Source organism: Streptomyces silvae, from assembly GCF_016745505.1.
Classification (GTDB): Bacteria; Actinomycetota; Actinomycetes; order Streptomycetales; family Streptomycetaceae; genus Streptomyces; species Streptomyces silvae.
In genome coordinates, this window is the sequence record NZ_JAERUC010000174.1 from 1 (window position 1) to 22,326 (window position 22,326).

General features: G+C 71.8%; 20 protein-coding genes. 11 read left to right on the forward strand and 9 right to left on the reverse strand.

Annotated elements, in window-relative coordinates; all coding sequences use genetic code 11:
* Positions 1–41: 41 nt before the first annotated feature.
* Both asnB and JKV81_RS27690 read right to left on the reverse strand, forming a co-directional pair.
* The gene (asnB, locus tag JKV81_RS27685) at positions 42–1,883 is read right to left on the reverse strand and encodes an asparagine synthase (glutamine-hydrolyzing) (RefSeq protein WP_202078317.1); all 1,842 of its coding nucleotides are present in this window, start codon (positions 1,881–1,883) and stop codon (positions 42–44) included.
* A gap of 402 nt (positions 1,884–2,285) precedes the next feature.
* Entirely contained in the window at positions 2,286–4,754 is a 2,469-nt protein-coding gene (locus JKV81_RS27690; RefSeq protein WP_202078319.1) for a transglycosylase domain-containing protein, read from the reverse strand.
* A 147-nt stretch (positions 4,755–4,901) separates the two neighbouring features.
* Here JKV81_RS27690 and JKV81_RS27695 point away from each other — a divergent pair, with 147 nt between their 5' ends.
* From JKV81_RS27695 to JKV81_RS27710, 4 genes are read left to right on the forward strand one after another with little or no spacing between them, the layout of a single operon-like run.
* On the forward strand, positions 4,902–5,702 hold the full coding sequence (locus JKV81_RS27695; protein ID WP_202078321.1) for an ABC transporter permease: 801 nt from the start codon (positions 4,902–4,904) through the stop codon (positions 5,700–5,702).
* A 1-nt stretch (position 5,703) separates the two neighbouring features.
* The gene (locus JKV81_RS27700; RefSeq protein WP_307820611.1) at positions 5,704–6,564 is read left to right on the forward strand and encodes an ABC transporter permease; all 861 of its coding nucleotides are present in this window, start codon (positions 5,704–5,706) and stop codon (positions 6,562–6,564) included.
* A gap of 18 nt (positions 6,565–6,582) precedes the next feature.
* Positions 6,583–7,551, forward strand: a complete 969-nt coding sequence (locus JKV81_RS27705) for an ABC transporter ATP-binding protein (protein ID WP_202078333.1) — start codon at positions 6,583–6,585, stop codon at positions 7,549–7,551.
* Between the two features lie 54 nt (positions 7,552–7,605).
* Positions 7,606–8,292, forward strand: a complete 687-nt coding sequence (locus JKV81_RS27710) for a DUF1707 domain-containing protein (RefSeq protein ID WP_202078335.1) — start codon at positions 7,606–7,608, stop codon at positions 8,290–8,292.
* Positions 8,293–8,387: 95 nt separating this feature from the next.
* Here JKV81_RS27710 and JKV81_RS27715 read toward each other — a convergent pair whose 3' ends face one another.
* Positions 8,388–9,650 carry an SGNH/GDSL hydrolase family protein gene (locus JKV81_RS27715; RefSeq protein WP_202078323.1) on the reverse strand — a complete coding sequence of 421 codons (1,263 nt, stop codon included), beginning with the start codon at positions 9,648–9,650 and terminating at the stop codon, positions 8,388–8,390.
* Between the two features lie 177 nt (positions 9,651–9,827).
* Here JKV81_RS27715 and JKV81_RS27720 point away from each other — a divergent pair, with 177 nt between their 5' ends.
* Complete coding sequence (locus JKV81_RS27720; RefSeq protein ID WP_202078325.1) at positions 9,828–11,153, forward strand: DUF445 domain-containing protein; 1,326 nt, start codon at positions 9,828–9,830, stop codon at positions 11,151–11,153.
* A 182-nt stretch (positions 11,154–11,335) separates the two neighbouring features.
* Here JKV81_RS27720 and JKV81_RS27725 read toward each other — a convergent pair whose 3' ends face one another.
* Together JKV81_RS27725 and argG are read right to left on the reverse strand one after the other, a co-directional pair.
* On the reverse strand, positions 11,336–11,641 hold the full coding sequence (locus JKV81_RS27725; RefSeq protein ID WP_124276248.1) for a hypothetical protein: 306 nt from the start codon (positions 11,639–11,641) through the stop codon (positions 11,336–11,338).
* A gap of 114 nt (positions 11,642–11,755) precedes the next feature.
* Positions 11,756–13,201 carry an argininosuccinate synthase gene (gene argG, locus JKV81_RS27730; RefSeq protein ID WP_099172853.1) on the reverse strand — a complete coding sequence of 482 codons (1,446 nt, stop codon included), beginning with the start codon at positions 13,199–13,201 and terminating at the stop codon, positions 11,756–11,758.
* 116 nt (positions 13,202–13,317) lie between these two features.
* Here argG and JKV81_RS27735 point away from each other — a divergent pair, with 116 nt between their 5' ends.
* The 3 genes from JKV81_RS27735 to JKV81_RS27745 are packed head-to-tail and all read left to right on the forward strand — an operon-like array spanning position 13,318 to position 15,987.
* The gene (locus JKV81_RS27735) at positions 13,318–14,790 is read left to right on the forward strand and encodes an MFS transporter (protein WP_129263486.1); all 1,473 of its coding nucleotides are present in this window, start codon (positions 13,318–13,320) and stop codon (positions 14,788–14,790) included.
* Entirely contained in the window at positions 14,787–15,395 is a 609-nt protein-coding gene (locus tag JKV81_RS27740) for a TetR/AcrR family transcriptional regulator (RefSeq protein ID WP_129263483.1), read from the forward strand. Before JKV81_RS27735 ends, JKV81_RS27740 begins: the two co-directional genes overlap by 4 nt.
* 58 nt (positions 15,396–15,453) lie before the next feature.
* Positions 15,454–15,987 (forward strand): hypothetical protein, encoded by a 534-nt coding sequence (locus JKV81_RS27745; protein WP_164992685.1) that lies wholly within the window; start codon positions 15,454–15,456, stop codon positions 15,985–15,987.
* 24 nt (positions 15,988–16,011) lie between these two features.
* On the opposite strand, the gene JKV81_RS27750 is transcribed toward JKV81_RS27745, so the two are convergent.
* The 4 genes from JKV81_RS27750 to JKV81_RS27765 all read right to left on the reverse strand — a co-directional run bounded on the left by JKV81_RS27750 (position 16,012) and on the right by JKV81_RS27765 (position 19,708).
* Positions 16,012–16,791, reverse strand: a complete 780-nt coding sequence (locus JKV81_RS27750) for a DeoR/GlpR family DNA-binding transcription regulator (protein ID WP_129263480.1) — start codon at positions 16,789–16,791, stop codon at positions 16,012–16,014.
* 41 nt (positions 16,792–16,832) lie between these two features.
* A complete protein-coding gene (locus tag JKV81_RS27755; protein ID WP_129263477.1) occupies positions 16,833–17,675 on the reverse strand; it encodes a class II fructose-bisphosphate aldolase in 843 nt (280 codons plus the stop codon).
* Positions 17,676–17,828: 153 nt separating this feature from the next.
* Entirely contained in the window at positions 17,829–18,683 is an 855-nt protein-coding gene (locus JKV81_RS27760; protein ID WP_443742744.1) for an excalibur calcium-binding domain-containing protein, read from the reverse strand.
* Positions 18,684–18,823: 140 nt separating this feature from the next.
* Positions 18,824–19,708, reverse strand: coding sequence for a helix-turn-helix transcriptional regulator (locus tag JKV81_RS27765; protein WP_202078327.1), 885 nt, complete (start codon positions 19,706–19,708; stop codon positions 18,824–18,826).
* A gap of 138 nt (positions 19,709–19,846) precedes the next feature.
* Between JKV81_RS27765 and JKV81_RS27770 the strand changes: the two genes are divergently transcribed.
* From JKV81_RS27770 to ku, 3 genes are all read left to right on the forward strand, one after another.
* Positions 19,847–20,542: an SDR family oxidoreductase gene (locus JKV81_RS27770; RefSeq protein ID WP_202078329.1), complete on the forward strand. Its 696-nt coding sequence runs from the start codon at positions 19,847–19,849 to the stop codon at positions 20,540–20,542.
* A 68-nt stretch (positions 20,543–20,610) separates the two neighbouring features.
* Complete coding sequence (locus JKV81_RS27775) at positions 20,611–21,096, forward strand: GNAT family N-acetyltransferase (RefSeq protein ID WP_202078331.1); 486 nt, start codon at positions 20,611–20,613, stop codon at positions 21,094–21,096.
* A 230-nt stretch (positions 21,097–21,326) separates the two neighbouring features.
* The gene (gene ku, locus JKV81_RS27780) at positions 21,327–22,271 is read left to right on the forward strand and encodes a non-homologous end joining protein Ku (protein ID WP_129263462.1); all 945 of its coding nucleotides are present in this window, start codon (positions 21,327–21,329) and stop codon (positions 22,269–22,271) included.
* Positions 22,272–22,326 lie beyond the last annotated feature (55 nt).

Genomic DNA, 22,326 nt, shown 5'->3' on the forward strand with positions numbered 1-22,326 from the left:
GGCCGGCCGCGCGCCCGGGTCTTCTCGGGGTCTTCGCGGGGTCAGGACAGCACGAGCTCGGGGGAGTACATGTCGAGCCAGAGGGCCAGGTCCAGCGTGCGTTCGAGGCCGCGCCGGGATGCCTGGGAGATCTGCGGGGTGTCCCGGCCCGCGGCCCGTTCGACGCGGGCGGGGTCGACGATGTCGAAGACCCGGTGCGAGGGCCGGGAGAGCAGGTCCTTGGCGTGGTCCTGGAGTGCCAGGGCGTACTTGGGGTCCTGGGTGGAGGGGTAGGGGCTCTTGACCCTGTCGTACACGGAGCGGGGCAGGACGTCGGCGGTGGCCTCGCGCAGCAGGGTCTTCTCCCGGCCGTCGTAGGACTTCAGCGCCCAGGGTGTGTTGTAGACGTACTCGACGAGGCGGTGGTCGCAGAAGGGGACGCGTACCTCCAGGCCGACCGCCATGCTCGCGCGGTCCTTGCGGTCGAGCAGTACGCGGACGAAGCGGGTCAGGTGCTGGTGGCTGATCTTGCGCATCGTGTATTCGAGGTCGCTCTCGCCGTCGAGGCGCTGGATGCCGGAGACCGCGTCGCGGTAGCTGTCGGCGACGTACGTGGTGAGGTCGAGGCGGGTGGTGAGGTCGGGGCGGAGTACGTCGGTGTCCTCGCCGAAGTGCCGGCTGAACTGGGCGAGCCAGGGGAAGGTCTCGGACTTGCGGGCCTCCTCGTCGAAGAACTGGAGGTAGCCGCCGAAGACCTCGTCGGCGGACTCGCCGGAGAGGGCGACCGTGGAGTGTTCGCGTATCGCCTTGAAGAGCAGGTAGAGCGAGGCGTCCATGTCTCCGAAGCCCATGGGGATGTCGCGGGCGCGGATGACCTGGGAGCGGACGTCGGGGTCGGCGAGGGCGTGCGAGTCGAGCACGATGTCGCGGTGGTCGGTGCCCGCGGTCCGTGCCACGTCGTGGACGTAGGGGGTGTCGGGGGTGCCGCGGAGTTCGTCGGCGACGAAGTTCTCGGTCTGTCCGGCGAAGTCGACGGCGAAGCTGCGTACGGTCTCGCCCGTCTCGCCGAGCTGACGGGCGGCCAGCGCGGTCATGGCGGAGGAGTCGAGTCCTCCGGAGAGCAGGGTGCAGCGGGGCACGTCGGAGACGAGCTGGCGGCGCACGATGTCGTCGAGGAGTGTGCGGACGGTGGAGACGGTGGTGTCGCGGTCGTCGGTGTGCGGCCGGGTCTCCAGCTGCCAGTAGACGTGTCGGCGCAGGCCGGTGCGGTCGACGGTGACGACGGTTCCGGGTTCGACCTCGTGCATGCCGTCCCACACGGCGTGGCCGGGTGTCTTCACGAAGGTGAACAGTTCGCGGAGGCCGTCGAGGGTGACGCGGGAGCGGGCGAGGGGGTTGGCGAGGATGGCCTTGGGTTCGGAGCCGAAGAGGACGCCGTCGGGTGTCTCGTAGTAGTAGAACGGCTTGATGCCCATGCGGTCGCGGATCATCACGAGCTTGTCGTGCCGTCCGTCCCACAGGGCGAAGGCGTACATGCCGTTGAGGCGTTCGGCGACCGCCTCGCCCCATTCGACGTAGCCGCGGAGCACGACCTCCGTGTCGGAGTCGGTGGTGAACCGGTGGCCGCGCCGGGCGAGTTCCTGGCGGAGTTCGGTGTAGTTGTACGTCTCGCCGGAGTAGACCATGGCCACGGCGCCCTGGGGGGTGTCGACGGTCATGGGCTGGCGTCCGCCAGGCAGGTCGATGATGGCCAGCCGTCGGTGGCCGAGGGCGGCGGGTCCGCTGATCCAGGTTCCGCGGTCGTCCGGGCCGCGGCAGGACATCGTCTCCGTCATCGCGTCGAGTGTTCCGGCCGAGGCCCGCAGGTCACGGTCGAAGGAAATCCAGCCGGTGATGCCGCACATTCCGGTCTTCCTCCTGCTTCCGGTCGCGCCTTGGCCTCCGGGCCGCCGATTCCGGCGGGAGCGCCGGGGGAGGGGCGGACAGGCAGCCGGCGAAACCAGTTGTAGTGAGCACCTATGTAATGAGCGTGTGACATGGCCGGGCCCGGGTCAACCAGGTGGTTACACGGCGGGCTGGACCGCCCCGCGATTTTCGGACGCACACGGTGGGCCCTTTGCTAAGACGCGCCCCCGGAAGGCCCGTCCCTGTGCGGGGTGTGGGCTTCCGGGGGCGCGTGGGTGGGCAGGGATCCGGCCATCGGCAAAGCTTTGGCCAATCAGGGCGGGCCGTATCCGATCCGTCGGCCCGCTCCGGCCGCCTGAGGGCCGTTCGTCCTGGCCTCCGTGTGACGTACGGGCGTGTGTTCAGGGGCGGGTGGGGCCGCGGAGGCCCTGGCCGTCCTCGGACTCCCTCGTGCCGGTGGTGTCCGGGCCGTCCGTCCGGTCGGCGCGGGCCGGGCTGTCACCGTCCCTCCGGCCGTTCGCCGGGTGGCCGGCGGTCTCGTCGGCGGCGGGGGCGGGGGCACGCGAGGGTGCGTTGGCGGGGGTGGCGGTGCGGAGCGCCCCGGCGGCGGGTGAGGCCTCGGAGGGGGCTTCCGGTGTGCGGGTGCGGTCGCCGTCGCGCCTCTCGCGGGCGTCGCCGGTGCCGGGCTTCTTGGTCGATCCGCCGTCCCTGGGGGCCTTGGTGCCCCCTGCCTCCTCGGTGTCCTCGCCCTCCCCGCTCTCGTCCGGGTCGGGCTCCTCGGGGCCCTCGTCGGCCTCCAGGTCGAAGTCCTGCACCTCGCTGCCCTCCAGGGCTGCCCGGGTGTAGGCGGCCCAGGTCTCGGCGGGGGCGCCGCCGCCGTTCATACGGGCCAGGCCGAGCGCGCCGTACAGGGGCTTCTGTACGCCGGATTCGGGGTCCTGGCCCATGACGGCGATGACGGTGGCGAGGTCGGGGGTGTACCCGGCGAACCAGGCGGCCCTGTCCTCCTCGGCGGTGCCCGTCTTGCCGGCGGCGGGCCGGCCGGCGCCCTGGGCGGCGGTGCCGGTGCCGCCGTCGACGACGCTGCGCAGGACCGAGGTGGTGGTGTCGGCGGCCTCGCGGCTGATGGCCCGGCGGGTGTTCCTGGCGGGGAGCGGAAGCGCGGTGGCGTTCTTGCTGATCTTGGCGACGAGGGTGTGGGGCCGCTGCTTCCCGTGGTCGGCGAGCGTGGCGTAGGCCGAGGCCATGTCGAGGACGCTGGCGGTGGCGGGGCCGAGTGCGATGGACGGGGAGGCGGTGAGGTCGGGGGTGTCCTGGGGGATGCCGAGGGCGATCGCGGTGTCCTTGACCTCGTCGGGGCCGACGTCCTGGGCCATCTGGGCGTAGACGGCGTTGACGGATTTGTCGGTGGCCTCGCGGACGGTGATGGAGCCGTAGTCGACGTCGTCCTCGTTGGCGGGGGAGTAGCCGGTGGAGCCGGTGGCGCTCTGGACGGTGCGTTCGTTGGTGCCGTCGTAGCGGGTGTTGGGGGTGATGGCCTTGTGCTTCTGGGTGGTGGCCCCGTTGGCGAGGGCGGCGGCGAGGACGAACGGTTTGAAGGTGGACCCGACCTGGTAGTCGCGGCGGGTCGCGTTGTTGACGTACTGCTTCGTGTAGTCGACGCCGCCGTAGAGGGCGACGACGTGGCCGGTGGCGGGGTCGATGGAGGCGCCGCCCGCGCGGACGTTGCGGTCGGCCTCGCGGTCGTCGCTGGTCTTGGAGAGGACGTTCTCCTTGACGGCTTCGACGAGGGCGTCCTGCTTGCTCTTCTGGAGCGTGGTGGTGATGCGGTAGCCGCCGGTGGCGAGGGTCTTCTCGTCGATGATCCTGTTGGCGACGAGGTAGTGCTCGACGGCCTGGACGATGTAGCCGCGCTGGCCGGAGAGGGCGTTGGCGGGCTTGGCCTTGCCGGGGACGGGGAAGGTCATCGCGTCGCGGTCGGCGGCGCCGAGCCAGTGGTGCTTGACCATGCCGTCGAGTACGTAGTCCCAGCGGGCCAGCACGGCCTTCTTGTTCTCGGGGTGGGCGACGACGTCGTAGGAGCTGGGGGCGTTGAGCAGGGAGGCGAGGTAGGCGCCCTCGCCGGCGTCGAGGTCTTCGACGTCCTTGCCGTAGTAGGCGTGGGAGGCGGCCTGGATGCCGTAGGCGTTGCGGCCGAAGTAGCTGGTGTTGAGGTAGCCCTCGAGGATCTCGTCCTTGCTCTGTTCGCGGTCGAGCTTGATGGAGATGAAGAATTCCTTGGCCTTGCGGACGACGGTCTGTTCCTGGCCGAGGTAGTAGTTCTTCACGTACTGCTGGGTGATCGTGGAACCGCCCTGCCTGCCCTTGCCGGTGACGGTGTTCCAGCCGGCGCGGAGGGTCGCCTTGATGTCGATGGCGTCCTCGGAGTAGAAATCCCGGTCCTCGGCGGCGAGCACGGCGTGCTGGATGGGGGTGGGGATGCGGTCCAGCGGGATCTTCTCGCGGTTGATCTCGCCGTCGCGGGCGATGACGGTCTTCCCGTCGGCGTACACGTAGACGTTGGCCTGGGCGGTCGCGGCGGCGTTGGCGGCGGGGATGTCGATGAGCTGGTAGCCGGCGATGAATCCGCCGACGACGAGCAGCGTGAGGAGGAGTACGCCGCCGAGGGTCATGCGCCAGGTGGGGATGGCCCGGCGCCAGCCGGTGCGCTTGGGCCGTTTGGGGCGTTTCGTGCGCCCCTTGGCCGCCGGTGCGCCGTCCGGGTGATCGGGGTCGGGGGTGGGGGCCGCTGCCGAGGTGTCTCGGGGGGCCCAGCCCTGGGAGCCCTGCTGACCAGGGTCTCCGCCGTGCTGCGGTGGCTCGTCGCTCATGACTGTGGAGGCTCCTCGACTGCGGATGATTTTCCTATAGTGCACTTTTCGGGCGGATAACCCTCGGATCCCTCCACGGAAATGGGGTCGCGGCGGCCGAACGCCGTGAACTAAGGTCGTGCGCTTTGGCGGAATGAGGGGGGCGAGGTGCGGCTCTATGCCGTGGTGGCGGCCGGTGGGTTCCGGCGCTATGCCACGTACCGGGTGGCGACGCTCGCGGGGGTGTTCACCAACACCGTCTTCGGTTTCATCATGGCGTACACCTACATCGCCCTGTGGGACGAGAGACCGCAGCTCGGCGGGTACGACATGTCGCAGGCGCTGACCTATGTGTGGCTGGGTCAGGCGCTGCTGATGACCTGCGCGATGATGGGCGGCGGCTTCGAGGACGAGCTCATGGAGCGGATCCGCACGGGTGACATCGCGGTCGATCTGTACCGGCCCGCCGATCTTCAGCTGTGGTGGCTGGCGGGGGACCTGGGCCGGGCCGCGTTCCATCTGCTGGGGCGCGGGATCGTGCCGATGGTGCTGGGGGCCCTGGCCTTCGACCTCGCGATACCGCGCTCCCCGTGGACCTGGCTGGCCTTCCTGGTGTCCGTGGGGCTGGGCGTCGTGGTGAGTTTCGGGGTGCGCTACCTGGTCGCGCTGTCGGCGTTCTGGCTGATGGACGGGGCGGGCGCGATGCAGATCGCCTGGCTGGCCGGGCTGTTCTTCTCGGGGATGATGCTGCCGCTGACGCTGTTCCCCGGCTGGCTCGGCGAGCTGGCCCGCGTCCTGCCGTGGTCGTCGCTGCTCCAGGTCCCGGCCGACGTGTTCCTCGGTACGTACGCGGGCTGGGACGTCGTGCGGGCGTACGCCTTCCAGGGCGGCTGGGCGGTGGCGCTGCTGCTGGCGGGCCGGATGCTGCAGTCGGTGGCGACCAGGAGGGTGGTGGTCCAGGGTGGCTGAGATCCAGGCCGAGCGGACGGCCGCGCCGCCGCCGGTCGTGTTCTCCGAGCGGTCGCGGCTGGTCGAGGGGGTGCGGGCGTACGGGCTGATCGTGGCGATGTGGCTGCGCTCGACGATGGCGTACCGCGCGTCGTTCGTGATGACGACCGTCGGGAACTTCGTGTCGACCGCGTTCGACTTCGTCACGATCATGCTGATGTTCGCGCACGTCGACGTGCTGGGCGGGTTCACGCTGCCGGAGGTCGCGCTGCTGTACGGGACGTCGGCGACCGCGTTCGGGCTCGCCGACCTGGTGCTGGGGTCGATGGACCGGCTGGGGCGGCGGGTGCGGGACGGGACGCTGGACACGCTGCTGGTGCGGCCCGTCCCGGTGCTGGCGCAGGTGGCGGCGGACCGGTTCGCGCTGCGCAGGCTGGGGCGGATCACGCAGGGGCTGCTGGTGCTGGGCTACGCGCTGGTGACGCTGGACATCGCGTGGACCCCGGTGAAGGTGCTGATGCTGCCGATGATGGTGCTGAGCGGGGCGGCGATCTTCGGGGCGGTGTTCGTGGTGGGCGCGGCGTTCCAGTTCTACGCCCAGGACGCCTCCGAGGTGCAGAACGCCTTCACGTACGGGGGGACGACGATGCTCCAGTACCCGCCGACGGTCTTCGCGAAGGACCTGGTGCGCGGGGTGACGTTCGTGGTGCCGCTGGCGTTCGTGAGCTGGCTGCCCGCCCTGTACGTGCTGGGCAGGGACTATCCGCTGGACCTGCCGCGCTGGGTGGCGGGCCTGCCGCCGGTGGTCGCGGCGGGGTGCTGGGTGCTCGCGGGGCTGGCGTGGCGTGTGGGACTGCGGTCGTACCGCAGCACGGGAAGCTGAGGAGTGGGCGTGGACGACATGGACTTCATCGAGCTCGACGGCGTCGAGAAGGTCTTCGACGTGCGCCGCAAAACGGGCTTCATGCGCCGTGAGCGGCGTGAGGTGCGGGCGGTGGACGGCATCAGCTTCCGGGTGCCGCGCGGTGAGATGGTCGGCTACATCGGCCCGAACGGCGCGGGCAAGTCGACGACGATCAAGATGCTGACCGGCATCCTCACCCCGAGCGGCGGCCGGCTGCGGGTCGCGGGGATCGACCCCTCCAGGGAGCGTACGAAGCTGGCGCACCGGATCGGTGTGGTGTTCGGGCAGCGGACGACGCTCTGGTGGGACCTGCCGTTGCGGGACTCGTACCGGCTGATGCACCGCATGTACCGCATCCCCGACAGCCGTTACCGGGAGAACCTCGACCGGTGCGTCGAACTCCTCGACCTCGGAGCCCTGTTGGAGGTGCCGGTGCGTCAGCTGTCGCTGGGGCAGCGGATGCGGGGCGACATCGCGGCGGCCCTGCTGCACGATCCGGAGGTCCTGTACCTGGACGAGCCGACGATCGGGCTCGACGTGATCTCCAAGGCCAAGGTGCGGGAGTTCCTGCGGGACTTGAACGCGGAGCGGTCCACCACGGTGCTGCTGACCACGCACGACCTGACCGACATCGAGCAGCTCTGCAAGCGGGTGATGGTGATCGACCACGGCCGGCTGGTGTACGACGGGGCGCTCGCCGGGCTCCACGAGGTGGGGGAGAGCGAGCGCACCCTCGTGGTGGACCTGGAGCGGGAGCTACCGCCGATCGAGCTGGGGTCGGAGCCCTCGGTGCGGGTGGTGAAGGTGGAAGGCCCCCGGCAGTGGCTGGCGTTCCCGGCGTCGGCGTCGGCCGCGCCGCTGGTGGCGCGTATCGCGGCGGGCTATCCGCTGGTCGATCTGTCGGTGCGGGAGCCGGACATCGAGTCCGTGATCGCGAAGATGTACGTGTCGGATCCGGCTCTCTAGGCCCGTCCCGCTGTTGCTCTATAGGGTGCCGGTATGACAAGTGAGAGCCCGGACATGCGTGCCTCCGACGCGGAACGTGAGCGGGTCGCCGAGACCCTGCGGGAGGCCGTGGCCGAGGGCCGGTTGGAGATGGACGAGTTCGAGCAGCGGCTCGACGCGACGTTCAAGGCGCGTACGCACGGGGAGTTGGTCCCGCTCGTGCGTGACCTGCCGGCGCCGGGCGGTGTCGTACAGCCGGTGACGGGGGCGGTGGCCGAGCGGAAGGGTTCGTCCGCCGGCTGGCCCGCGCGGATCGGCGGCACGCCCACCTCGTCGGGTGCCTTCGCCTTCTGGGGCGGCTTCAACCGCAAGGGCCGCTGGACGGTGGGCCCGAAGTTCACCGCGTTCGCGATGTGGGGCGGCGGCGAGATCGACCTGCGCGAGGCGAACTTCTCGGAGCGCGAGGTCGTGATCCGCTGCTTCACGATCATGGGCGGTATGCAGGTGACGGTGCCCCCGGACCTGAACGTCCAGGTCAGCGGTCTCGGCATCATGGGCGGGTTCGGCGAGCACTCCAAGCTCGACGACGAGCCGGATCCGGCTCCGGACGCCCCTCGGGTGAAGATCACCGGCTTCGCGCTGATGGGCGGGGTCGGCGTGGAGCGCAAGCGGAGCAGGGCCGAGAAGCGGCGGCTCCAGGAGCAGGAGCGGCTGCGCCTCCAGAAGCCGGACACGGGGGACGGGCGCAAGGAGCTCGGCTGATCCCGCGGGCTCCGCGAAGGCCGGCGGTGACCCCGGCCTTCGCGCGGCCCGCATCATGAGCCCGGCCTTCGCGCCGCCCGGGTCGTCCGCCCGGGTCAGAACGTGTCGGCCTTCGGCGTCCCGTCCACCGCGCCGAGATCGATGGCGTGGCCCAGCGCGCGGTAGCCCGCGTCGTTGAAGTGCAGCCGGTCGCCGGAGTCGTACTCGGGCAGGATCCGGTTGGGTGCGTACGGGTCGCGTACGGCCCGGTCGAAGTCGATGAACGCGTCGAAGACCCGGCCGGAGCGGATCTCCTGGTTGACCGCCAGGCGCACCCGGTTGTGTTCGGGCGTCCAGGTCCCGTAGCCCTGGAAGGGGGTCAGCGTGGCGCCGACGACCCGCAGCCCTTGGGCGTGCGCGCGCTCGGTCAGGGCGCGGAGGCCGTTGGTGAGGCGCTGGGGGTCGGGCTCCTGCGGGAACTGCTGTACGTCGTTGATGCCGAGCGCGATGATCACGGTCTTGGCCCCGGCGACCGACAGGACGTCACGCTCGAAGCGCTGGGCGGCGCTGCGGCCGCCGATGTTCCTGACGCCGCTCACGGTGAGCGGGCTGTCGCGCAGCAGACGGTTGCCCGCTATCCCCTGGTTGGCGATCCCGTAGGCGTGCCGCAGCCGGTCCGAGAGGACGTCCGGCCAGCGGGTGTTGGCGTCGGTGGTGGAACCGCTGCCTGCCGTCAGCGAGTCGCCGATCACGACGATCGCGCCGGGCGACGCCTCGTTGCGGACGTCGACGGCCGTCAGATAGCGCCACCGCGTGGTGCTCCAGGTGCCCCGGCCGTCGGCCAGGTAGGACGTCTGGTGGGCGTTGGGGTGCTGGGTGACGGGCCCGGTGGCGTACGGCGTGCGGAGGGTGACCTCCAGATCGGCGTCGGGGGCGACGGGCACCACGACCGGGTCGCTGACGACCTGGAGGCCGGCGCCGACGGTGACCGTGGACCGGCCGCGGAAGGTCACCGGCCGGGTGTTGACGGTGGCCTGGTCGATGACGAGCGGCGCGGTGCCGAAGAGGTTGGACAGGGTGATCCGGGCGGCGTCCCCGCCGACGCTGGTGTGCACGATGTTGCGCACGGTGCTGCCGGGGTAGCCGCGCCGGGCATCCGGCTCCGCGCTGACGGGGGCGGCGGTCCAGGTGGCGACCCAGGCGCCCGAGGAGTGGGCCGGTGCGGCGGGATTGCGCGCCGCCGCATGGGTCCGGGACCCGCTGAGCGGTTCCTGCCGCTGACCGGCGGTCAGCGAGGTACCGAACGCGACGGCGGCGGCGAGCGCGGCGGTACCTGCCACGAGGGCGATGAGCAGGGCATACCCCTGGCGCCTGGGCATCTGCGGTGATTCTCCTTGCGGTGTCCGGCCCGGCGTCCGGGGCGGTGTTCGGCCCGGTGTTCGGGTCACTCTCATGATGCGACAGGTCCTGGGGAACTCGACGTGCGGCCCAGGAGTAGGTGAGGTAGGGACAATGCGTACGGCACGGGGTGACGCGTACGCGGACGGGTGGAGCGGATGGAACAGGACGCGGGACAGGCGACGGCCTCCGGGGCGGGAGGCCGCGGGACCGGGCTGGGCGGGTTCGCGTACACCGCAGCCGATGAGGAGAAGCGGCGCGGTGTGCGCCGTATGAAGACCACCGCCACGGGTCTGCTCCTGCTCGTCGCGCTTGTGTACGTCCTCGCCACCTGGGCGAGGAACGAGGGTGTGGGCGGCTGGCCGGGCTACGTCGCAGCGGCTGCCGAGGCGGGGATGGTCGGTGCGCTGGCGGACTGGTTCGCCGTCACGGCGCTCTTCCGGCGTCCGCTCGGTCTGCCCATCCCCCACACCGCCATCATTCCCACCAAGAAGGACCAGTTGGGGGAGTCACTCGGTTCCTTCGTCGGGGAGAATTTTCTCTCCGGAGACGTCGTTCGTGACCGAATTCACGCTCTGGGGGTCGGCAGGAGGCTCGGAGCGTGGCTGGCGGACCCCGAACACGCCGACCGGGTCACCGCCGAGCTGGCCACCGCGCTGCGCGGCGCCCTGACGGTGCTTCGGGACTCCGATGTGCAGGCGGTCGTCGGGGAGGCGATCACCCGGCGGGCGGACGCGGTGGAGGTCGGGCCGGGCATGGGCAAGATGCTGGAGAAGATCGTCTCGGACGGCGGCCACCGCAGGGTCGTCGACCTCGTCTGCGTACGGGCGCACGACTGGCTGGTCCTGCACGGGGACTCCGTGATGGACGCGGTGCAGGGCGGGGCGCCGGGCTGGACGCCGCGGTTCGTCGACAAGCGGGTGGGGGAGCGGGTCTACAAGGAGCTGCTGCGCTTCGTCACGGAGATGCGTGACATGCCGGGGCATCCCGCGCGGGGTTCCATCGACACGTTCCTGACGGACTTCGCCGCCGACCTCCAGACGGACTCCGACACCCGGGCCCGGGTGGAGCGGCTGAAGTCGGAGATCCTGGGGCGCGGTGAGGTGCAGGACGTCATCGCCTCCGCCTGGTCCTCCGTCCGCACGATGATCCTCGCGGCGGCCGAGGACGAGCGGAGCGAGCTGCGGATGCGGGCCCGGGCCTCGCTGATCTCCCTGGGCGCCAGGCTGTCCACGGACGAGCGGCTCCAGGGGAAGCTGGAGGGCTGGCTGGAGGACGCCGCGGCGTACGTCGTCACCACGTACCGCACGGAGATCACCTCGCTGATCAGCGACACGGTGGCCGGCTGGGACGCGGACCAGACGTCGAAGAAGATCGAGGCGCACATCGGCCGTGACCTGCAGTTCATCCGGATCAACGGCACGGTGGTGGGCGCGCTGGCCGGCCTGGCGATCTACACCGTGTCGCACGCGCTGGGAGGCTGACCGGGGGCGTGCCCGTCCTGTCGTACGGGCACGTCCCCGGGTCACGCGGGGAGTTGCTCCTCAGTACGCACCCTGGGGCGCCCGTGTTCAATCCCCGGGACCGGACTTTCTCGGACGCGGGGACGCGCGGGGCGCTCGTACGGCGGGCTGCCGCGGTGCCGTGCCCGGTGACCGCCGTCGGGCTACCGGCCGCTGCGCCGGGTGACCGCCCAGGACGCGGCAGCGATGCCGCCCGCCACGGTGAAGACCGCGGGCCAGGCGCCGACCTTCTTGGCCAGGGGGTGCGAGCCGGCGAAGGCCGCGACGTAGGCGACGGTCAGTCCGGTCGCCGCGCGGGCTCCGGCCTGCCGGTTCCACTCGTACGCCGCCACCGATCCGGCGGCGGCCAGTGCGACGCCGCCCAGCGGGCGCTTCCTGGTCCAGCGGGCGATTCCGTACCCGCCGAGGAGACCGCCCGCCGCCACTGCCGCTGCCGGGACCTTCGCCATTGCCGCCACCTTCTTCCTGCGTGTCCGTCGGCGTATCCGCCGGGAATCCGAGGATAAGTTCCCGCGACGGCCGGCCGGCCGGTCGGCAGGTCGGCCGACCGGCACGGGCATCCGTCAGTCGGTGCCGAACTCCATCGCGGCGCGGTCCAGCAGCTCGTCGTCGCCGGAGACCTCGCCGCGTGAGGCGATGGCCTGGGCGCCGCCCTCCGGCATGGCGCCGATGAGGCCGGTCGCCGCCGCCTGCGCGGCGCCGATCAGCGAGGGCTGGGTGCCGACGAGGCCGAGGCTCGCGAATTGTTCGAGCCGGGCGCGCGAGTCGGCGATGTCGAGGTTGCGCATGGTGAGCTGGCCGATGCGGTCCACGGGACCGAACGCCGAGTCCTCGGTGCGCTCCATCGAGAGCTTGTCCGGGTGGTAGCTGAAGGCGGGGCCGGTGGTGTTGAGGATCGAGTAGTCCTCACCGCGCCGCAGCCGCAGCGTCACCTCGCCGGTGACGGCCGAGCCGACCCAGCGCTGGAGCGACTCGCGGACCATGAGCGCCTGCGGGTCCAGCCAGCGGCCCTCGTACATGAGGCGGCCCAGGCGCCGGCCCTCGTTGTGGTACTGGGCGAGGGTGTCCTCGTTGTGGATGGCGTTGACCAGGCGCTCGTAGGCGGCGTGCAGCAGCGCCATGCCGGGGGCCTCGTAGATCCCGCGGCTCTTGGCCTCGATGATCCGGTTCTCGATCTGGTCGGACATGCCCATGCCGTGACGGCCGCCGATGGCGTTGGCCTCCATGACGAGCGCGACGGCGGAGGGGAACTCCTTGCCGTTGATCGTGACCGGGCGGCCCTGCTCGAAGCCGATGGTCACGTCCTCGGTGGCGATCTCGACCGAGGGGTCCCAGAACCGGACGCCCATGATCGGGTCGACGGTCTCCACACCGGTGTCGAGGTGCTCCAGCGTCTTCGCCTCGTGGGTGGCGCCCCAGATGTTGGCGTCGGTGGAGTACGCCTTCTCGGTGCTGTCGCGGTAGGGCAGCCCGTGGGCGAGCAGCCACTCCGACATCTCCTTGCGGCCGCCCAGCTCGGTGACGAAGTCGGCGTCGAGCCACGGCTTGTAGATCCGCAGGTGGGGGTTGGCCAGCAGGCCGTAGCGGTAGAACCGCTCGATGTCGTTGCCCTTGAACGTGGAGCCGTCGCCCCAGATCTGGACGTTGTCCTCGAGCATCGCCCGGACCAGCAGGGTGCCGGTCACGGCCCGGCCGAGCGGCGTGGTGTTGAAGTAGGCACGGCCGCCCGAGCGGATGTGGAACGCGCCGCAGGCGAGTGCGGCCAGGCCCTCCTCGACCAGCGCCGCCCGGCAGTCGACCAGGCGCGCGATCTCGGCGCCGTAGGCCTTCGCACGGCCGGGCACCGACGCGATGTCGGGCTCGTCGTACTGGCCGATGTCGGCGGTGTAGGTGCACGGGACGGCACCCTTGTCGCGCATCCACGCGACCGCGACCGAGGTGTCGAGGCCGCCCGAGAAAGCGATGCCGACGCGCTCGCCGGTGGGCAGGGAGGTGAGAACCTTAGACATAGGAAGAGTATGCACTCGATTGTATGTATATGCAAATGGGCTGGGCGCCCAGGGGGTGCACAAGCGTTTACCCTGGGGGTGAACATCTGTACACCCCTCTTGCGTACGGAGACCCCATGACCGCACCCGCGCCCGCCGCCGCCCCGGACCACCCCCGCTTCGCCGTCGGCGTCCTGGCCTTCTGCGGCGTCGTGGTCGCGATCATGCAGACCATCGTCGTCCCGCTGCTCCCGCACATACCGCAGCTCACCGGAGCCACCCCCGCCGCCGCGAGCTGGCTGGTCACCGTCACCCTGCTCACCGGCGCGGTGTTCACCCCCGTGCTCGGCCGGGTCGGCGACATGTACGGCAAGCGCCGGGTGCTCGTCGCCTCGCTGGGCGTCCTCGTCGTGGGCTCCGTGCTGTGCGCGGTCAGCTCCCACATCGGCGTACTGATCGCCGGGCGCGCCCTCCAGGGGGCGGCCATCGCCGTCGTCCCGCTCGGCATCAGCATCCTGCGCGACGAGCTGCCGCCCGAGCGGGTGCTGTCGGCCGTGGCCCTGATGAGCTCCACGCTGGGCATCGGCGCCGCCGTGGGGCTGCCCGTCGCGGCGGTGGTCATCGAGAACTTCGAGTGGCACACGATGTTCTGGGTCTCCGGCGTCATCGGTCTCCTCGACATCGCCCTGGTGCTCCGCTTCGTACCGGAGTCCCCGCTCCGCTCCCGGGGCCGATTCGACGCGCTCGGCGCGCTCGGGCTGACCGCCGCGCTGGTCTGCCTGCTGCTGGCCGTCACCCAGGGCGGCGGCTGGGGCTGGACCTCGGCGCGCGTCCTCGGGCTGTTCGCCGCCGCCGTGGTGATCGCCCTGGTCTGGGGGGCGTACGAACTCCGGGTGCGCACCCCCATGGTCGACCTTCGGATCTCCGCGCGCCCCGCCGTGCTCCTGACCAACATCGCCGCGCTGCTGATCGGCTTCGCGTTCTACGCCAACTCCCTGGTCACCGCCCAGATGGTGCAGGAGCCGAAGGCCACCGGCTACGGGCTCGGCGCCTCGCTCGTCGTCAGCGGGCTGTGCCTGCTGCCCGGCGGGGTGACCATGGTGGCGCTGTCGCCCGTGTCGGCGCGGATCTCCGCCGCCCGCGGGCCGAAGACCAGCCTGGCGCTGGCCGCCGGGATCATCGCCGTCGGCTATGTGGTGCGGTACTTCACCAGTCACAGCCTCTGGCTGATCATCGCGGGCGCCACGGTCGTCGCGGCGGGTACGGCGATCGCGTACTCCGCGCTGCCGGCGCTGGTGATGCGCGGCGTCCCCGTCAGCGAGACGGGCGCGGCCAACGGGCTGAACACCCTGATGCGTTCGATCGGCCAGGCGTTCTGCAGCGCCACGGTGGCCGCCGTCCTGGCCAACATGACGTTCCTGGCGGCCGGCCGCCAGGCCCCCACGCTCGGGGCCTACCAGCTGGTCTTCCTGATCGCGGCGGGCGCGGCGCTGCTGGCCCTCGCGGTGACCCTGTGCCTCCCGGGCGGCCGCGCCGCTACGGGTACGGTCGGAGGGAAACGCCGGAGCAGCGGCCGTACGCGGACGATGCCGATCCAGGGAGGCGCATGACCACCCGAGCCACCGCGGCCGTACCGCCCGGAGCTGCCGGGCCGGCCACGGACACCGCCGCGCCCGGATCGGCCGCGACGGGCCGGGACGCGATCCTGCTCGCCGCCCGCCGGGCGTTCACCCAGCGCCCGTACGCCGAGGTGACGATCCGGGGGATCGCGGCCGACGCGGGGGTGAGCGCCTCCCTGGTGGTGAAGCACTTCGGCCGCAAGGAGCAGCTCTTCAACACGGTCGCCGACTTCGGGCCCGCCGCCGAGGAGCTCTTCGACGCCCCGCTCCACGGGCTCGGCCGCCACATGGTGCTGACGCTCGTACGCCGGCGCAGGGAGCAGAAGGGCGACCCGCTCCTGAGGGTGGTCTTCTCCCTCGGCAACCACGACGAGCGCTCCCTGCTCCGCGACCGCTTCCACGAGCAGGTCACCGCCCGGCTGACGGAGCGCCTCCCCGGCCGTGAACCCGCGCTGCGCGCCGAGCTGATCGCCGGCCACCTCATCGGCCTGGGCGCCACGCTGAGCCTCCACCGCGAGGGCGCGGGCTCCCGGGCGACTCCGGAGCACCTCGCGGACCTGTACGCCCCCGCGCTGCAGAGCCTGGTCGAGGGCTGACCCCCGAGCAGCGGCCGAGCGGGGATAAGGTCTGGTCCAACACGACGAGGGGGGCCTCATGTTGATGATCCGGACCGGCCTGCGCGCGGCGATACCGGCCGTGGTCCTGGGGGCGTTGCTGGTGGGGTGCAGTGCGGCGACCACCACCGACGGGCCGGGGAGTGACGTCCCGTACGTCGATCCGTCCAGGGCCGCCTCGGCGGAGGCCGCGGCGGAGGTGTCCCTGATGCCCACGCCGTCGCCGACGCCGACGCTCGTCATCCAGGAGGACCCGGACGCGCCGGAGCTGGTCCGCGACGCCTTCGCCGGGCTCCAGGCGACCTACCAGGACAACTGCGCCCCCGGGGACAGCAACTGCGCGTACTTCCTGGGCCGGGTCGACGACGAACTGAACCGTCTGGACAAGGCGATGAAGGCGGACAAGAAGGGGCCCGGCCACTTCAAGGAGACCGTCGCCTGGATCGGCACGCTGCGGACGACGCTGGCCGGTGACGACTCCACCCCGAACCTGGAGAAGCACCGGAAGCAGCTGATCGGCACCCGGGACCGCATCAACACCTGGATGCAGGGCCACCCGGAGGACTACCGCTGACCCCGTGACGTCCTTCCGCCGAGGTCACACCCGCAGGACGTCGATCCCCAGGGCGGTGAACTCCTCGACGACGTCCTCGGGGGCGTCCCGGTCCGTGACCAGGACCGACACCGCGCCGGTCTCGCAGACCTGGGCGAAGGCCCGGCGCCCGAGCTTCGAGGAGTCGGCCACCACGACGACCGTCCCCGCGCACTCGGCGAGGGCGCGGTTGGCGCCGGCCTCGGACTCGTCGTGCGTGGCCGCGCCGAACCGGGCGTGCACGGCGTCCACGCCGAGGATCGTGTAGTCCAGCGCGAGACCGCGCAGGAGCGTGTCGACCAGCGGGCCGACGAGTTCGTACGAGTTGGGCCTGGCCACCCCGCCGGTGACGACGATCTTCACCTGGGGGCGGACCGCCAGCTCGTTGGCGATGTTGATCGCGTTGGTGACGACGGTCAGCGCCACGCCCCCGCCCGAGGGCTCCGGCCGCAGAGCGAGCTCCCTGGCCACCTCGGAGGTCGTCGTGCCGCCGTTCAGGCCGACGGTCGAGCCCGTCGGGATCAGCTCGGCCGCGGCCTTCGCGATGCGCTGCTTCTCGTCGGCGCGGCGGGCAGCCTTGTAGCGCAGCGGCAGGTCGTAGGCGACGGCGCTGACCACCGCGCCGCCCCGGGTGCGGGTCAGCAGGTTCTGCCGGGCGAGCTCGTCCAGGTCGCGGCGGACGGTGGCGGCGGAACACCCGAGCTGTTCGGCGGCGTCCAGTACGTCGAGATGCCCCTGGTCGCTGAGGATCTCCAGCAGCCGGGTCCATCGCGTGTGTGCCGCCACCAGGTCCTCCTCGCTCGCCCTCCCCTTGCTCGCAGGGAACCCTATCGCCCGGGCCGGGCCAGGACGTCCAGCAGGCGCGCCACCTCCGCGGCGACCGCGTCCCGGGCCGGGCCGAGGTATTTCCGCGGGTCGGCGGCCTCGGCGTGGGTGTCCAGGTAGCTGCGGACGGTCCGGGTGAACAGCTTGTTCAGGTGCGTGGAGATGTTGACCTTCGTCATGCCGGCGCCGACCGCCGTCGCGAGGCCCGTGTCCCCGACGCCCGAGGAGCCGTGCAGGACGAGCGGGACCCCCACCGCGTCGCGCAGCCGGGAGATGAGCGCGAAGTCGAGGGTGGCGTCACGGGTCAGCATCGCGTGCGAACTGCCGACGGCCACGGCGAGCGCGTCGACGCCGGTGGCCTCGACGAACGCCCGCGCCTCGTCCGGATCGGTCCGCACGCCGGGGGCGTGCGCCCCGTCCTTGCCCCCGATCTCGCCGAGTTCGGCCTCCACCCAGACCCCGTGGCCGCGGCAGTAGGCGGTGATCTCGCGCGTCGCGGCGACGTTGTCGGCGTACGGGAGCTTCGAGGCGTCGAACATGACGGAGGTGAAGCCGAGCCCGACGGCCTCGCGCACCAGCCCGGCCGACTCGGCGTGGTCGAGGTGCACGGCGACCGGCACGCCCGCGGCCCGGGCGACGGCGAGCGAGGCGAGCCCGATCGGTTCGAGGGCGCCGTGGTAGCGGGCGGTGTTCTCGCTGACCTGGAGGATCACCGGCAGCCCGGCGGTCTCCGCCCCGCTCACGATGGCCTGCGCGTGCTCGATCTGCACGACGTTGAACGCCCCGACGCCGGTCGCGCCGGCCCGGGCGCCGTGCGTGATGACACCGGTGGATATGAGCGGCATGGGCTTCCTTCGCGGGTGCGGGCTGCGTGAATCCAGGCGAATGGTGCTCGAAGTTGCTCATTTATAGCGCGTTTGAAGCAGGTTGGAAAAGAGCAGCCGCCTCCGGCGAGGCCGGAGGCGGCTGTTGAAGAGGGCGAGAGGGGGGGTGCGGGGCTACTCGCAGGCGACCCCGTCACCGTCACGGTCGAGGTGGGATCCGTATCCCGGGTCGCCGCGGTGGATGGGGGCGGCCCCGGCGGCGCGTACGGCGGTGCAGTTGGCGTACGAGACGCTGCCGCCCCCGCCGGTGGAGCCCCCGCTCGTGGACCCCCCGCTCGAACTGCCGCCGCCGGAGCCCCCGCTGGCCGATCCGTACGGCTCGCACCCGACGCCGTCGTCGTCCCGGTCCAGGTGGGCGGCGTAGCCGGGGTCGCCGCGCCGGACGGGGGCCGCGCCGGCGGCCCGTGCGGCGTCGCAGTTCTCGTAGTACACCGAGGGTGCGGCGGGCTTGGTGGCCTTCGGCTTCGCCTTCGGGGACGGTGCGACGGTCGGGGTGGGCGTGGGCGTCGGGGACGGGGAGGGCGCGGAGACGGTGATGCGTACGACGGCGCTTCCGTCCGCCGGGCCCTTCCCCTTCACCGTGACCTCGTACGTGAACTCGTCCTCGCCGGCGAACCCCTCCGCCGGGGTGTACACGAGCGTGGTGCCCTCGGCCGTGACCGTCCCGTGCGGCGTCGGGCTCTCCGCGGCGAGCGTGAACCCGGCGGGCTCGTAGGTGTCCAGGAGCGCGGCGTCGGTGCCGTCCTCCAGGGTCACGAGGTCGTTGGCCAGCGCCTCGACCGTGACTTTCTGGCCGGCCTCGGTGCTCGCCACGTCGTCGGCGAGCGCCAGCGCCCGCTGCGCGGAGGGCGACGCGGACGCCGCCGCCGGCTTCGCGTCCTGGACCGTGCCGCCGTCGCCCCCGCATCCCGCCAGGGCCAGTGCCAGGGCCGCCGCCCCCGCCGAGATCCCGAGCCGGCTGTGTGTCACGCGTGTGTTCATGGTGCCCCCAAGGCGCTTGCGTACTGCGGTGCAGCAGAGGGGCGATGCTCGCAGCGGGGGAGCGGCGGGGTGGCGCCTTCCATGGAACGGTGGCGAAACTGTGATGAACGTGTGAAGGACTGATGAACTCAGGTCATCGCCTGGGTCCCGATGACGTCGAGCAGACCGAGACGGGCGGCGGCCTCGCTGCCGGGGGCCGCGGTGTACGCGACGACCCGCAGGTCGCTGCCCGCGGCGATCAGGACGTCGCAGTCCAGGGTGAGCGTGCCGATCTCGGGGTGGACGATCGCCTTCGCGCCGGACTGGTGGACGCCCACGATGCCCGAGTCCCACAGGGCCGCGAAGGCCGGGCCGGTCTCCCGCAGGTCCTTCACCAGGGACCGCAGTCCCAGGTCGGCGGGGTAGCGGGCGGTGGCCGCGCGCAGGTCGCCCACCATCGTCGCCTCGAAGTCGGCCTTCTGCTGCGGGGTCTGGCGGACCCGGCCCGGCAGGCCCTTGAAGTGCCGCCAGATCATGTTGCGTTCGCGGCCGCGCAGCGCGGAGGGGTCGCCGAGCAGCGCCGCCCAGGGGCGGTTCCACTCGATGAGGTTCCAGGCGGCGTCGTGGACGCTCAGCGGGGCGCCGTTCATCTGGTCGAGCAGCCGGCGGAGCCCCGGCGGGATGTGGTCCGAGATGTGGCCGGGGCCGGGCTCGGGCTGACCCGCCAGGAGGTACAGATAGGTGCGTTCCTCCGCCGACAGGCGCAGGGCGCGGGCCAGCGAGGCGAGGACCTGCGGGGACGGGGAGGTGGCCCGGCCCTGTTCGAGGCGGGTGATGTAGTCGACGGAGAGCGCGGCGAGCTGGGCCAGTTCCTCGCGCCGCAGCCCCGCCGCCCTCCGCACCCCGCCCGCGGGCAGGCCCACGGTCTCCGGGGCGATCCGGTCCCGCCAGCCGTGCAGGGCCCTGCCCAGGTCGTTGGTGCCCGTGGTCCCGGGCCGGGCCTTCGGCGGTGCTGTCTCCTCGGGTGCGCTCACCCCTCCAGTATCCGGGCGGAGCCGCCGTACAGCCTGGTACTGCCGGTCCACCCGCTGAGGCGGGCACTCCCTGTCCGCCCGGGACGCGGGCACCGTGAAGGCATCACCTCATCACCTGCCGAACACGGGAGCACCACCATGACCACCACCCTCATCACCGGAGCGAACAAGGGCCTCGGCTTCGAGACCGCCCGCCGCCTCATCGAGGCCGGGCACACCGTCTACGCCGGGGCGCGCGACCCCCGGCTGGGGCAGGAAGCGGCGGAGCGCCTCGGGGCGCGCTTCGTCCAGCTCGACATCACGGACGACGACTCCGTAAAGGCCGCCGCCGCGTTCGTACGGAAGGACGCGGGCCGCCTGGACGTCCTGGTCAACAACGCCGGGATCGTCGGGGTCCGCAAGCCCGTCGGCGAGGTGACGGGCGCGGACATGCGGAGCACGTACGAGACCAACGTCTTCGGCGCCGTACGCGTCACCCGGGCGTTCCTGCCGCTGCTGGAGGCCGGGAAGGACGCGGTCGTCGTGAACGTGTCCAGCGGTCTCGGCTCGCTGGCGGCGACGAACGACCCGACCCGTGTCGAGTTCTCCGTGGCCGCCCTCGACTACAACTCGTCCAAGACCGCGCTGGTCATGGTGACGTCGCAGTACGCGAAGGCCTACCCCGGCATCAGGTTCAACGCCGTCGACCCCGGCTACACCGCCACCGACCTCAACGGTCACTCGGGCCCCAAGACCGTGGAGGAGGGCGCGGACATCATCGTTCGTATGGCTCTCATCGGTTCCGACGGCCCGACCGGCGGCTTCTTCGACGCGGAGGGCCCCGCCGCCTGGTGACCCCGCCCCGCCGGGCCGGACGGCTATTTCGCTGGTCCGGCGCGCGGCCGCGCCCGTACGGTGCGCGTATGACTGCGCAGCTCCGCCTGGAGAAGGTGACCCCGGACAATGTCCTCGACGCGTGCCGGCTGAAGGTCGCACCCGAGCAGGAACGGTTCGTCGCCCCGGTCGCCCGGTCCCTGGCGGAGGCGTACGCGGAGCCGGAGAAGGCCTGGCCCCGGCTCGTCCACGACGGTGACCGGCTGGTCGGCTTCGTGATGGCCTTCCTCGACGTACGGTTCGGGCTCCCGGGCCCCCCGGACGCCGAGGACCCGCTCCGCTCCGGGCTCTGGCGGCTGGCGGTCGCCGCCGGCGAACAGGGCAAGGGGTACGGGCGCTTCGCCGTGGACGCCGTGTGCGAGGAGATCCTGCGACGCGGGCAGAAGCGGGTGACCGTGACCTGGGCGCCGGGGGAGGGCGGCCCCGAAGGGTTCTACCTCCGGCTCGGCTTCCGCAGGACCGGCGAGATGAGCGGGGACCAGATCGTCGGCGAGATGGACCTGCCACGCGGGTGACCGCACCGCCGCAGCTCCTGGCGGCGTACCGCCCCCAGGTGACCGCACCGCCGCAGCCCCCGGCGGCGTACCGCCCCCGGTGATCCACATGCGGTCCGGGGGCGGGGGCGCGAGGATCGGGGTTACGGGCGGTGGCCCGGCCGCGCCTCGGCCCTCTCGGGTCGGTTCTCCCTTCCAGGCGCTCCGGTCCGCCTCCCGGCCAAGCCACCAGGGGGGTCTGGAGGTACCGGATGCCGCGGCCCCTGTGGACAGGAGCGATCAGCTTCGGGCTGGTCACGATCCCGATCAAGGTCGTCTCCGCCACGGAGAACCACTCGATCTCCTTCCACCAGTACCACCGGGAGGACATGGGCCGGATCCGCACCCGCAAGGTGTGCGAGCTCGACGGCAAGGTCCTCTCGCAGGACGAGATCGGCAAGGGGTACGAGGTCGCCAAGGACCGGACCGTGCCCGTCACCGACGAGGAACTCGACCGGATGCCGCTGCCGACGGCGAAGGCCATCGAGATCGTCGCGTTCGTCGAGGCCGACAGCATCGACCCCGTACGGATCAGCGACAGCTACTACCTCGCGGTCGACGGCCAGGTCGCGGCCAAGCCGTACGCCCTGCTGCGGAAGGCGCTGGAGCGCAGCGACAAGGTCGCCGTGGCGAAGTTCGCCTGGCACAACCGTGAGCGGCTCGGCCTGCTGCGGGTGCGGGACGACGCGATCGTGCTGCACTCGATGCGCTGGCCGGACGAGATCCGCAGCCCGGAGTCCCTCGCGCCCCGGGAGACGGAGCTGGACGAGGACGAGATCGAGCGCGCCGTGCAGCTCACCGACAGCATGGCCCTGGACGACATCTCCGGCTTCCGCGACCGCTACCGGGAGGCCCTGGAGGAGCTGCTCACGGCCAAGTCCGAGGGCAAGGCGCTCCCGGCGGCCGCGGGCGAGGAGGAAGAGGAGCCGGGCAAGGTCATGGACCTGATGGCCGCCCTGAACGCGTCGGTGAAGGCGGCCAAGGAGACCCGGGGCGAGGACGCCACGGTGCACGAGATGACACCGGGCAGGTCCCGTACCCGCAAGAAGGCCCCGGCGAAGAAGACGGCCTCCAAGAAGACGACGGCGACGGCCAAGAAGCAGCCCGCGAAGAAGACGGCGGCGAAGACTGCGGCGAAGAAGCGGACCGCGTCGTGAGCCGGGCCGCGTTCTGAGCCGGGAGCCGGGAGCCGGGAGCCGGGAGCCGGGAGCC